Source organism: Synechococcus sp. R55.3, assembly GCF_047461975.1.
Taxonomy (GTDB): domain Bacteria; phylum Cyanobacteriota; class Cyanobacteriia; order Thermostichales; family Thermostichaceae; genus Thermostichus.
Genome location: NZ_JANSIG010000086.1, coordinates 1 through 12,658, shown reverse-complemented (window position 1 = coordinate 12,658; position 12,658 = coordinate 1). Strand labels below are relative to the sequence as shown.

10 protein-coding genes are annotated in these 12,658 nt (G+C 53.0%); 2 read left to right on the top strand and 8 right to left on the bottom strand.

Annotated features, from left to right (window positions below; genetic code table 11):
- Positions 1–292 precede the first annotated feature (292 nt).
- On the bottom strand, positions 293–4,075 hold the full coding sequence (locus NW849_RS11880) for an FkbM family methyltransferase (RefSeq protein WP_414357813.1): 3,783 nt from the start codon (positions 4,073–4,075) through the stop codon (positions 293–295).
- 203 nt (positions 4,076–4,278) lie between these two features.
- On the opposite strand from NW849_RS11880, the gene NW849_RS11875 reads away from it, so the two are divergent.
- Positions 4,279–4,830 (top strand): type IV pilin protein, encoded by a 552-nt coding sequence (locus tag NW849_RS11875; RefSeq protein WP_414357811.1) that lies wholly within the window; start codon positions 4,279–4,281, stop codon positions 4,828–4,830.
- A gap of 127 nt (positions 4,831–4,957) precedes the next feature.
- On the opposite strand, the gene NW849_RS11870 is transcribed toward NW849_RS11875, so the two are convergent.
- The 4 genes from NW849_RS11870 to NW849_RS11855 are packed head-to-tail and all read right to left on the bottom strand — an operon-like array spanning position 4,958 to position 8,705.
- Complete coding sequence (locus NW849_RS11870) at positions 4,958–5,908, bottom strand: glycosyltransferase family 2 protein (RefSeq protein ID WP_414357810.1); 951 nt, start codon at positions 5,906–5,908, stop codon at positions 4,958–4,960.
- 17 nt (positions 5,909–5,925) lie between these two features.
- Positions 5,926–7,245: a 2OG-Fe(II) oxygenase gene (locus NW849_RS11865; protein ID WP_414357808.1), complete on the bottom strand. Its 1,320-nt coding sequence runs from the start codon at positions 7,243–7,245 to the stop codon at positions 5,926–5,928.
- 24 nt (positions 7,246–7,269) lie between these two features.
- On the bottom strand, positions 7,270–7,998 hold the full coding sequence (locus tag NW849_RS11860; protein ID WP_414357807.1) for a Uma2 family endonuclease: 729 nt from the start codon (positions 7,996–7,998) through the stop codon (positions 7,270–7,272).
- Between the two features lie 20 nt (positions 7,999–8,018).
- Positions 8,019–8,705, bottom strand: coding sequence for a Uma2 family endonuclease (locus NW849_RS11855; protein WP_414342578.1), 687 nt, complete (start codon positions 8,703–8,705; stop codon positions 8,019–8,021).
- A gap of 192 nt (positions 8,706–8,897) precedes the next feature.
- Here NW849_RS11855 and NW849_RS11850 point away from each other — a divergent pair, with 192 nt between their 5' ends.
- A complete protein-coding gene (locus tag NW849_RS11850) occupies positions 8,898–9,323 on the top strand; it encodes a DUF1499 domain-containing protein (protein ID WP_414342567.1) in 426 nt (141 codons plus the stop codon).
- A 53-nt stretch (positions 9,324–9,376) separates the two neighbouring features.
- On the opposite strand, the gene lpxD is transcribed toward NW849_RS11850, so the two are convergent.
- From lpxD to NW849_RS11835, 3 genes are all read right to left on the bottom strand, one after another.
- Positions 9,377–10,408: a UDP-3-O-(3-hydroxymyristoyl)glucosamine N-acyltransferase gene (gene lpxD / locus NW849_RS11845; protein ID WP_414357815.1), complete on the bottom strand. Its 1,032-nt coding sequence runs from the start codon at positions 10,406–10,408 to the stop codon at positions 9,377–9,379.
- 15 nt (positions 10,409–10,423) lie between these two features.
- Entirely contained in the window at positions 10,424–10,942 is a 519-nt protein-coding gene (locus tag NW849_RS11840) for a DUF4330 domain-containing protein (protein ID WP_414342569.1), read from the bottom strand.
- Between the two features lie 66 nt (positions 10,943–11,008).
- Positions 11,009–12,532 carry a hypothetical protein gene (locus NW849_RS11835; protein ID WP_414357806.1) on the bottom strand — a complete coding sequence of 508 codons (1,524 nt, stop codon included), beginning with the start codon at positions 12,530–12,532 and terminating at the stop codon, positions 11,009–11,011.
- Between the last annotated feature and the right edge of the window lie 126 nt (positions 12,533–12,658).

Sequence of the window (12,658 nt, the reverse complement as noted above, 5' to 3'; positions counted from 1 at the left end):
TGGATCCACCAGCCTTTCGAGCCCTACGAGCAGATGACGCCCCAGCAGCTGATGCAATTGCTACGCTCTTCCGGTTAGTTGAATTTGCTCAAATTGGCTTGCTCGCGGCGCCTGCAGTGTCTAACGTCAGTTGGACTTCTTGGCATGAGCTGTCTACTTACGATTGCCCACCCCCACTGCAAGCTCTGTTCCCCAGAAAAGTTGAATGACTTGCTCGTACAACAGAAACCACCCAGCCCTGGAAAGCTCCTTGCTCAACACAAGCAAAAGAGCAAAATTCGGATCCAACTTTCTAAACCGATATCATGTCTGCAACTTTTTCCAGATCTGAAGGATGAATCGCAATAATGTTTAGAGCAGAAACTGGGTATTGCTGAGGTCTGACCCTAGTTAGCTTATTCAGGAAACGATTGTACGTATAAAACTCATAGCCTAAAGGCTCCAGTATTTTAGCTGTAGCAGTTCCGGTAACCTTGGAGACATGTTTGTTCTCGAAAATAATGATAGGGTGGCCGGCGGCAAGTAATTCTAGCCCACCGGAGACAACCTGCTCTTCTGCACCTTCTGCATCAATCTTGATGAGATCAATCTGGGGTTCACCTCTCGAGCGCCAGACAGAGTTCAGAGTAATGAGATTTACAACCTTTCCATCATTCGATACTTGTTCCGGCCTTTGCTTTGAATCGCCGATAGAGTTGAATACACTAGCTCTTTCTTCTTGTAACTGAACAGTGCCTTCATGATCCCCAGCGGCGGCTTCTATGAGGAAGACAACATCCTCTAGGGAGCTGGCACTTATTGTCTTTCGCATACACTGAAGACAAGAAGCCGTGGGCTCAATTGCGATTACACTACCCGTAGGGCCTACCCGATGTGCAGCAAGGAAAGTGTATACCCCAACATTTGCCCCTACATCGATTACGTTCATCCCTGGTCTTAAAAAGTGCTTGCAGAAGCTAATCTCGTCCTCAAACCATTCTCCTTGAGTAAGTAGGACGCGGGTGACAACACTCGAGAACGAAGGCTCGAGGGAGAGTCTGCAATTTTCATAGTCAAAATAGAGATCGGGCTGCGCAGGGAAAGAGGCTGTTTGCACTTGAGACACAACCTCCCACAGTGCAATTTCCTTGACCAGGCATGCTTGGCGATGAGTTGGATCAAGGCTAAGTATATGGTTAATTGGTATTAGCCCTTCTATCTTTTTCTGCGAGAGAAGCTCAATCGCTACCGCCAGAGCTGCTTGTTCATCATCTGGATCTACCGAATAAGTTAGGTTCCAAAATCGCATGGCTTCTGGGCTGTATACGACCCCAATATGAGTAGCTATCCATCTGGCTAAATAATAGAGGTAACTGTGTTTCGTGTAAGCATTTGGGCGGGCAGAAACTTCGCTTTCAACCCAGATGGGGAGATCTATCGCTTTGGAAGGACGTAAACCTGCCGCTTCTGTGCACAGAAATTCTAGTAGAGCGTAGGCATCTTCAAAGGCGCGAGGACGATCGCCCAGTACCAGTAGAGCATGTATTCGATTTAGCCAGCAGGGAACATGGCGGGGATCCTTAGCCAAACTTCTTCGCCACAGGGATAGTGCCTCTTCCCAAGCAGATTGACGTGTTGAGACTGAAGCATCAGCACTTAGGGATCGAATGAGCTCGATCCCAGCTTGGTTCCATTCATCTGGAGTTGAGTACAAGTCGTTGGGGTGAAACGTATAAGTTTCGTGGGATTTACCTTCTAGAATATGGAAGAAGGCAGCTTCCATGCTGCGAGCATGTTCTCTTGGATCCCAAATTACTGACCAACGACGGGAATCCCTGATATTCCTCTTGATCTGGTTAATCCACTTTGGATCATGGCCCAGTTGGATCCCACGTTGGATAAACTCTTCTACTGACCAAGTGATACAATCTTCAAGACCGATATTTTTTAGCAGACTGTAGCTCATTCGGCCGTAGTAATGGCGACCTACTAAGGTAAGAACTGGCACACCCATGTAGAGAGCTTCCATAGTGTGGGTTGCACCTGTGTAGGGAAAGGTATCGAGAACAAGATCCACCAAAGCTAGTTGGCCCCGGTGCTCTTCCACGCTGCTTGCTTGAGCTAGAAAACGGACGCGATCCAAAACATCCAATTCCTTAGCTCTTTCCTGGTAACGCCTGATAACTGTGGCAATTTCCCCTGAGCCTTTGACAATTAGGATACCGTTAGGTACGGCTTTTAGAATCTGCAGGTGAGCATCAATGCATTCAGGGGTGCGCTTGTAGGCACTGGCCGCAGTTAGAAGAACAATATCTTGCGGATCGATTCTCAGCTTAGCTCTGAAATCTATCTTATCAGCGGGCAGGACGTCCAGATAGTCCACAGCACAGTAGCTAGGCAAGCGGATAATTTTTTCATGGTAATCGGCCTGTGCATCTTCAGGAAGGATATAGGGATCGGCGAAAAAGTAATCAAATTCTGGCAAACCGACAGCATCTCCGCCAAGCCAACCAATTTGGATAGGAGCGGCCCGCAAAGCTGCTACGATGCTGGCATCGTGACTGGTAAGGGAGTCCATAAAAACCATGATATCGATGCGATCCTCACGCGCTTGAGCAGCTACTTGAGGCGGCTTGGTTTCTCCTGGAAAAAAGCGAAAATGGAGATTTTCGTGAGAGCGAAACTTTTGATACATATTGTCATGACTGGCTATATCTTCATTTTTCCACCCCTGGTAGTAGTAGTAGACAACGTCCAGAAGATCGCGAGATAGGTTCCTGAGAGTAGCCTCACTGAGAAAGCCAACCGAGTGCCGATGAAAGCAGCTACCCAAAAAGCCCACTCGCAACTTGCGCTCAGCTCTACCGGATCTGCAGTAATCTTGCTGATTCTTCTGCCAATATTCCGACCAAAGAAAGTCTCGCTGAGAAGCCATTAAGCTTAGGCAGTCGTTAAAGATTCTACCACCAATTTGTTGGTAATGACGAATCAGAGAGCGATCGTCAGTTAGATAACTCCAACAAAAGCAAACTCGAAATATAATGGATTTGGAAATTGTTAAGCTCTCAAGTAGGTTTTCGTCATCAATTTTTAAGGACTCTAAGTTAGTTTCCCTTGACAAAATCAAGTCTATAATTTTTTGAATAACAAGGTTTATCCGTTCTGGCTGGGCAGCATGGATCAACTTTTCCAGCGATTCTGATAGAAGGGATAGACGAAGAGTAAAGTTCTCTTGCACCTGTGAGCTCTCGGCCGCCGTGATGAGAGCTTCTCCTAAAATGGAATAGCCATCACTGGTAGAGTTCTGGAAGAAGGCGCGGGCTGCCCTCTGAAAAAAGTCACCGATTAAGTCCTCTATCGTCCACAAACCTTCATAGCGCTTCGCCTGCTCGGGATCCACCGCATTGGCTAGCTGGGCCAGCAAAGCAGCAAATCCAGATCTTTGTTCCTCCGGAAGAAAGACTTGTAAAGTTGTGGCCACCTCAAAAAACAAGCTCAGGTAGCCATCGTCCCATAGCCGCGCGAGCAATTCAGTAAGGAGTGGCTCCTGAGTAATATCGAGGCTCTTCTCGCCGCCTAGGCTCTCCAGTAGGGCTTGCCCATAAAAGCCAACTGCCAGCTCATCCTGAGCTTGCAGGGCCCGCATCAGCAAAACTTGGGCATTGTCCCGCCGGCTTGGATCCAGCTCAAAGGCCATCTCCCGCAGCTTTAGACAAGCCTGAAGACGCTGCTGTGGATCCTGCGTGGGGCTATTTTCTAGACGGCCTGCGAGGGATAGTAACAAATCCAAGACTTTCTCCTGGGACAGGATCCCTGTTCTCACCAGAGGCGTGTAGAGCTGGTAAGCAAGGCTCAGCTGGCCAGCAGCCAAGGCCTGCTCCAGCGCCGATAGGGTAATTGCCTCTGGCTCAGAGGGGAAGGCTGGCTCATTGGCCAATGAAGATGGGGAGAGATCAAAGAAACCCCACAGGAACTCCTGCCAATCCTTTGCGTCTTGCTCTCGGTAAAAAGCAACCAACCACTCCGCAAAGGTATCGGGAGACTGCTGAAGCAGTTGCTTGGCTTCTAGGATCCGGGCTTGCAGCGTAGGGTTCATAGGTTGAAGGAAGAGTGCTAGTCTTAATCTGCCATGCTGAGGCCGGCTCAGCTAAACCACTGACCTGTGTCAGGCTCATCTGGCAAAAATCCGCAATTGCGCCAGGGAGCAGGCTGTTATGAGTCGCCCTTGAGCGGGGTAAGTTAGCACTAGCAGGTGAGCTGCACAGTTAACTCTCTAGTTTGCTAAAGGATCTGGTACTCATGAGCGCAAAGTCTCGTCAGTCTCTGTTGCGGGCCAAACTGGCTCAGCAAATTCTCTCCAAAGCCAAGGGCTTCACCCTGATTGAGCTGTTGGTGGTGATTGTAATTGTGGGTGTGCTGTCTGCAGTGGCAATCCCGCAGTTCTTAAACCAAGTGCGCCGCTCCCGCACTGCTGAAGCTCAAGCAGCTCTCACGGCAGTGGGTCGTGGTTCTGAAGTCTATCGCCTAGATGTTGGCGTGTACCCGGAAAAATACGCCAGAATTGAGTTCGGATGTCCTACCACTAATGGGGCTGATTCCTGCGGCGCTAGGGGCGATAAGTTTATGAATGATCCCTGGAGCGCCCCCAATTACCAAACACCAGCGGCCAGCAATGTTACTAGTACTGCGCCTCAGGGGATGCGCTGGGACACCACTGCTGTCTCGGGTGCAAGCCGCTACGTTAACGCTTCTGGTCAATCTATTCAGTGCACCATTGGGCTGGGATCACAGGAGACAGTTGTGACTTCTCTGTCTACCTTTGTTGGTAAGAGCTGCAACGTCTTTGACTAGTTTCTATCTTTTCTATCTTTTCTATCTCTACTTTATGTACTCCGTGGCTCCCTGTGGGGAGCTTTTTTATTTCAGTTGCTCCAGTCTCCCTCAAGAGTAGGCAAGGGCTCTAGGCTAAACCAGTGAACTAGAGCGAGGACAGTAACTGTGATGGGTAGGAGATGCGAGTAAGAATACCCTTTTCGATGAGGTTCTGGTTGGTTTCAGGACTGCTGTAAAGTATGAACTCTTGATAAAGAGCTTCCATGGAAGTTCTATCTCCTGAGCAATAAGCGTCCCGTGAGGCCAAGTGAAAGGGAACCCGAATAGGATTAGACTTGGAGCGCCACCAGTAGTCGGGAAAGTTTCCCAGTTGGGCGTATTTTTTATAGTAGTTCTGGAATCCGCAGTTCAAGTAGTGCAAAATAGAGGGAGACGACGTTACTAGAGTATGATCCCCTGGAATATCAAAGCTATGTACGCTGTTAGGCAGAAGAGAGGGATGGATCCGAGCTGCTGACTTTCCATTTTGATAAGCTAAAAAGTATTGACTCTTACTAGAGATCTTCTGAAACTGGGTATAGAATCCGGGATCCAAAATAGCAGGGTTTCTCTTAAATAAAGTGACCTCGCGGAAGTAGTCTTCGATCTCAAACGCTTCGGGAGCTGCTTCGTGGTTTAGGAACGTAACCTGGAATATATCGTCGCTTACTTGATCAAACCAATCCAAAGCCATCATCTGGCCAGGATAAAAAAGCTCATCTCCATCAATATGAAGAATCCAGTCCATGCCCTGATCCAGGGCAAGTTGTATAGCAGTTTCTACGTTAAGGATCTGGCGAGCCATGACCTCATAGCCAGTATGAGGGCCATATTTTGGATAGAGAACATTCCCCAATGCTTGTTGGACTTGCAAAGCTTCATCGTTGGGAATAGCCGTTACATCGGAAAACTGAAGTGCCACCTGAATAGCGGGATCCTCTGGATCGTCAAAGAAGATATAAATATGGGCAATTCCAAGGGCAAGGTGATAGCGAATGAACGACTCCAAGCACACGCCTGGATCCCGAACAGTGGTAATTATGCAAACTCTGGCCATGGTGGAGCTGCAAGCCTTTAGGTGAATTGCTTGGCTCCTAGCCAAGTATTGATAGTGAAGCGGCTATCGGCAAAGGCTTGGCTAGGGCTAAATACCGGCAGGATCTCATGTAGGCAACTGCTGGAGAAGAAGACGATGCTGTTATTTGTAGGGGTTACCTCATCGTATGCCCCGTGCAGGATTGGTGGATGAGGTTTTTGCCTTTGGGTATCGTAGATGCGCAGCTCACCTCCTCGATAAGGCTTTGGCTCTTTGTGGAAGTAATATACGCAGCTCACCTGGCGGAAGGCAGTTTGTGGGTAGGAGTTATCGGTGTGGGCGGTAAAGAAGCAGCCATCATGGCTGGCAATCATCTCCATCTCAAAGATTTGAATGTCAAAGTTCTCAATGCCTAGCTCAGCAAAAATCTGGGGAGCAACAGCCGCAATTTTTTCTCGCAGCAGGGATCCATGCTCCTGAAAGTAAGCGAAGTCCAGCCTCAGGGAGCGGCGAAATTTTAGTGACTCTGCCTCGGTGTTGCTCTTGCTGTAGCTCTTGGAAGGGATAAACTTGTCTTGGTGGGTAATGGCATGTTGGAGAATGGCTTGGTTGAGCTCTTGAGGCAGGAAGTTATCCAGCTTGATGTATTTACAGGGGTAAAACCGGTTGGGTTCTGAGGGATCCGGCTGGGTAAAAGTCAGGAATACCGGGTTAGCTGCCAGCAGTGATCCAGGGCCAATTGCTTGGATGTGAGCGAGATCCTGCTCGGTTAACCCTTTGTGCTGGGGATCCCAAGTGAGGAGATGGATCCCTTGGCCTAGATTGGGCAAAACCTTCTGCAGATGAAAACTGGGATCTATCCCCATCAAATCTAGGTTGGCTTGGGCTATGGCTCCGTAGCGGCAATGGTTGACCAAGTATAGGGCTGAGTCGGCCAAGTAATCCCGCAGTAGCAAAGACTGAAGCAGACAGGTACGGTAGTCCGTGAGTTCAGTCCAGAAACAAACGCCAATCTGGGTCTCTGGGAACCAGTGCCATAGATCTGCTAGAAGGGCAGGAACAGAACCTTCCAAAAGTAGAACCCGTTCTTCTAATCCCAATTGAGAAATTTGAGTTTGGATATCTTCCGTGCTAATTGGCTTTTCGGATGAGTTCTGCAGAGGATCCCGCAGAATCACCGCCAGCTTTTCAGTATAGCGAAGCATTGCCTGCAGAATAGCTGCGGACTCTTCCCAGCCAATCTGGCAGAAGATCTGTTGGGCAGGGAGACGAGCTAAGGCCCAGTCCAATAGCTGGGTGAGACTCTGGGTTTGCTCCAGTTCTAAGGCAAGATCCTGTGCGAGGTCTTGGCGCTGCATGGAGAGGGATCCCTGACGTTTGCTCTAGCTTAATGTACCCGGATCCACCCCCAGTTCCCGCAGCTTCTGGGCTAGGCGCTCCGCTCGCCGTTCAGCCAGCTCAGCCCTTTGCCGCTCCAGTTCGGCCTCGGTGGGTACCAGTTCCCCAGCAGCAGTGGCCCAGCGAATCCAGGTGGCCTCGATGTCCCGAAACCTGCCCTCCCACTTCACTAGGTACAATCCCAAAACCTCGCTCGGCAAGCAACCCTCGGCATCCTCTTGAATTGGCTCATAGCGGTCGCCCCTCAGCCGAAACCCCGCCCAGTCTTCTGGATCAAACGGGTCAAACCAAAAGTACTCCGGCACCCGGATAATCTGCTCATAAAGTTGCTTTTTGCTTGTTTTATCCTCCTGGGCAGTGCTGGGAGAAAGAAGCTCAATCACCACGTCCGGCCCTTTGCCCTGCTCCCAAATCACCCAGCTTTTGCGCTCGCCTTTAGGCACGCCCAACACCACAAAATAATCCGGCCCTTTGAAATTGCGGCCGCTGGTCTGCTCCAAGCTGTAGTAGAGAAACATATTGCCACCGACAAAGCCATCAGGGCGCTGCTGCAACCAGGTTTGGGTAGTGGAGATGAGCAAGTCCATCTGGCACCTGTGCCGCCAGCTTTCCATAGGTTCGCTGTCGTCGTAGGGGAGCTCGTCTTGGGTGGGGGGCAACTCGGGTAGATAAACCGGATCCAGCACCTCAGTAATTGGGTTCGGGTTAGTCATTGCCAGTTCTCCTCTCTCCCTTACAAGGTATCGGGATCCACCCCCAGCTCCCGCAGCTTCTGGGCCAGGCGCTCTGCTCGCTGTCGCTCTTGCTCAGCACGTTGGCGCTCGATTCTCTCAGCTTCTTCAGGAGTAGGCACCAGCTCCCCATTGGGGAAAAAGTAGCGCAGTTGTTGGTTATGGATCCCCAGATACAGCTCCAGCATCTCGCTCCAGCGCCAGCCCTGCTCCGTTGGCTCAATCTCCTCGTACTTCTCCCCCCTCAGTCGCAAACCCATAAACTCCTGCGTCTCCGGAGAATAGTAAAAGTACTCCGGTGTCCTGAAAATCCTTTCGTAAAGCTCCCGCTTCTCACCCCGATCCACTTTGGCAGTCGATTCCGAAAGCAGCTCGATGATCAAGTCCGGGTATTTGCCACCTTCTTCCCACACCACCCAAGAAGGGCGGGGGCGGTTTTCTACCCCTTTGACCAAAAACAGATCTGGCCCGCGGAAGTCTTTATTTTTGAGTTGCTCTCGGCTGTAGTAGACGGTGAGGTTCCAGGCGAGGAAGTAGTCGTTGCGGTCTTGCCAGAGGCGGGCGAGGCAGCTGACCAGAATCAAAAGCTGCAGGGCATGCAGGGAGTGTTCCATTTCGGGTTCATCGCTGAGCAGCCCCTGGGCCGAGGGCATGAGCTCCGCCAGTTGCTGGCGGGTGAGGGGAGTAATCTTTTCCTCGGCTTTCTCTTGGAGTTTTTCTTGGGCCAGCATTTTTGCACTCGGGGCAAGTGAATTAGCTGTAGGCTAACCCATCGATAGAACCGCCGGCAGGTGCTCTGCTTCAGGCTGACAGGGTGATAACAGGAGCGTTCTACTAACTGAAAGGCATAATAAGAGATGTAAACTTCTCCTTTTGTCCGCATGTCTTTCTGGAAACTTTTGGTGGTGATAGCGGTGCTGCTTTTCGGCTTGGCGAGTGGGATCCCCACCTTACAAGCGGCCACCCTGGGTGGATCCCCCTACAATCGCGCCCAACAGGAAGTTGTGATTGCAGCTAGCCCAGACCAGGTGTTAAAAGCGGCTGAGCAAGCCTTTCAAGTTTGGAAGCGGGGGGAACTGGTCTCTGTGGATGCTGAGGCGATGGAAGTGAAGGGGATCTCCCGCACCAACTTTTTTAAGTTCGTGGACGATCTAACGGTTTCGCTGTCGCCAATAGAAGGGGATCCTGGCCATACTCGTCTACACATTACTTCCGAAGGCCGTGTTGGGGAATATGATTTCGGCGGCAACCGGCGCAACATCAACGAGTACCTGAACACTTTGCGGTCGTTGCTGGAGCAGAGCTAGGGCCGACAGGACAAGGCGGGAGACTTATGTGGATCCGCATCTTTTGCCGTCTCTCATGATTCCCTGCTCTGTTCTAGCTTGGCCACACGGGCTTCCAGCTTGCGCAAGGTACGTTGCAGCTCGGGCAAATGCCGTTGGACTGCCATGCTCTTGCGCCATTCGGAAATGGGTTGATGGGGGTAGCCTGCCACCGTTTGACCGGCGGGGATATCGCTGGTTACACCTGTTTGGGCGGCCACACGCACGCCATCGCCGATGTGAAGATGCCCGGCCAAGCCACATTGCCCGGCCAAAATGACATGGTGGCCCAATTGGGTACTGCCGGCAATGCCCACCTGAGCCACGATCAGGCAGTGGGATCCGGTGCGCACGCCGTGGCCAATTTGCACCAGATTGTCGATCTTGGTGCCCCGGCCAATGCGGGTTTCCCCAACAGCAGCCCGATCGATGGTGGTGTTGCTGCCCACATCTACGTTATCCTCTAGCACCACCCGTCCCGCTTGGAGCATGCGCCGCCAGGAGCCATCCGCCAGGGGAATGTGCCCAAAGCCGTCGTCGCCAATGACAGCGCCGCTGTGGATGAGGCAATCATCCCCAATCTCCGTGCGCTCGTGAATAACGCAGTTGGCGAAAAGCTGACACCGGGATCCAATCCGCACGTGGGGATAAATCGTGACATTGGGATGAATTTGGGTGTGGTCGCCGATCCTCACCCCTTCCATCACCACCGCGTGCGGCCCGATGGCCACCCCTTCCCCCAGTTGGACGCTGGCATCCACCACCGCTGTAGGATGGATCCCCACCGGTAGGCGGTAGGGCTGGTAAAACAGCTCAATGGCCTGGGCAAAGAGCAGACGGGGATCCCTGCCCCGCAAGCAGGCAATGGAACAGGGCAAAGCCAGCCCTTCCTCCACGATGACGGCGCTGGCCTGGGTTTGCTCCAAGAGAGGTAGGTAGCGGGCCTCGCTGAGAAAGCTCAGCTCCCCTGGGCGAGCCTCCGCCAGGCTGGCCACGCTGTGAATTTCCAGGGTGGGATCCCCCTCGTAGGCACATCCCAACTTTTGGGCAATCTCCTGTAGCTGCATTGGGGTTGACATCCTCTACGATTGCGGCAGCCGCACGTCCATCACGGTGCCGCGCAAGTTGTAGCCAAAGGTCTCTAGCTCTAGGGGAACACCGATTTTGACGCGATTGTTGCCCAGGACGATGCCATTCTCCGTCCGCTGGCCGCGCCCTCGCAAGGTAAACACCAGATCGAGGCGATAGGCTTCGGGATCGGGCAAGTTCTGCACCCGCCCATCGGGGAAAACCACTGGCACCGTGCGGCTGACATTTTCCACTCGCACCACCTCCACCTGGCCGTAGGGCTGGTTGCGGATGATCAGGTCAGCCTTCTGCCCCGCCTGAAAAGGTTCCATAGAGCGGCTGCTGACCCCGCGCACAATCATGTCCACTTCCACCGGCAGCGTGGGGCCACCTCCCACCTGGACGACACTGCCCGCCTGCCGACCCGGAAAGAACAAGACGGCAACAATGGCCACCACCACAATTGCCAGAGCTCCCAGATCCAAGAGGCTGACTTTTCCCAAAAGCCGCCCCTGCTCGTCAATGAGCCGCATATCACCTCTCCTCGCACACCCTGTCTTGATTCTAGGCAGGTTTGTTCTCCAAGTGGCTTTCTCGCCCTAAGGGATCCAGGCTAGGGCGCTGCTGCCCAGCGGTAGGCGGCGTTCCCGCCAGCGGTGCGAACCACTTTGTCCATCAGGAATGGGCAGCCCGTCCTGCAAATCCACCAACCACACTTGCGAGGCCATGATGGCTTGCCCGCTACGGCTAAGGGGAGCCGAGGGATCCGGGATCCCTGGGAACGGTTCCAAGAGCGTGTAGGCCAGCATGCGTCCATCCGGGGAAATGCTGAAGTCCAGATCGACGGGATAGGTGGCTCGAACCACCTCTATGGCGTTGCCTGCTTCAGTGCCGAGCGTTATCGCCAGCAGGCGGGGCGACTCGGTGTAGCTGGGGGAGTCCATCGCGACCTCGCCAACAGAATCATGCTCCGCACCGCTAACGTGAGAGACCTCACTGACCAAGGCGTAGAAGATGGGCGCCCGAGGGGAAAAAGCCCCTTTCAGGATGGATCCCTGGGTTCTCAAAATCTCCTCGCTGTTGCCGGTATTGCTGACGATGGAGAGGCTGCGGGTGTAGTCGGGATTGAAGCGCAGCAAAGCCCCGAAAGCCCCATCGGGGCGGATGGCTAAGGTTTGGCCGAACTGGGCTAGAAAGCTCTCCGCTGCCGCCCGTGGATGCAAGGGTACGATCCCCACCCCCTGTCCCTGCGAGATGAGCAGGCTGCTCTCATCGGGGCTAATGAAAAAATCTCCCCCCACCGCCGTATCCAGCTCTAGACGTTCAAAGGGATCCCGGCTCGTTTTCTGGATCCACAGCTCCGTCTGGACGGCAGCCATGGGATCCCGTTGCAGCGGGATCCGCTCTGCCACCACCAGTTCCCCCGTCGGCGAGACTTGGAAGCGCAGGTTTTGGTAACCCTGATGATCCAGCAGCAACTGCGAAGACTGATCCTCCAGATCCAGTCGGTACAGATCCTGGTGCTGTGGGTGGGTAGCCGTGGCGAAATAGTACACGAAGCGGCCATCGGCACTGGGCTGCATTTGGGTTACCTTGAGCCCAGCCGGAGTCAGCAGGGTAGTGGATCCCGTCTCCAGGTTGAACAGAAACATTCGCCCTCGCTGGGCAGGTTCGGTGCTGATCCCCAGCAACTGCCGATCCGGCGTGCGGAATTCCCCCTCAAAGGGCTGGGCCATGGGCTGGCCCCGTTCATCCACGGCTGCCTGCAGGCGCACCCGGTAGGTCTGGCCGTAAGGGGCTGGTTCTGTCAGCGTCCAAAAAAAGCGGCGACCCAGCTTGCGCATTCGGCCTGGCAGAGGGGGCTGGATCTCCAAATGCTCTTCAACACTGACGGGATCCATCGGGCGGTTGAAGGTGAGCACCATCTGCACTTCTTGCGCCCCCACCCGTTGCTGTTGCCAGTTAAAGTCCCGCACGTAAGGAGCTGTGTGGTTGCCCAACACCACCAGGATCGCCCCGATGGCCAGGTTGCAGAGGGTGATCCCGGCCACCCAGCGATCCAGAGGCTGTGGGAACCACCGCGTCAGGGTTGCGCGCCAGTAAGATCCCGACCGGGCAGACATCTGACTCATAGGTTACAAACAACAGACAGGTATGGGCAGCCAGAACTTGGGGAGCATGACTCTAGTCAATAATAAGCTCAACTATACTGAAAATAATGTATAATATGTTCAGTACGGATTACTACC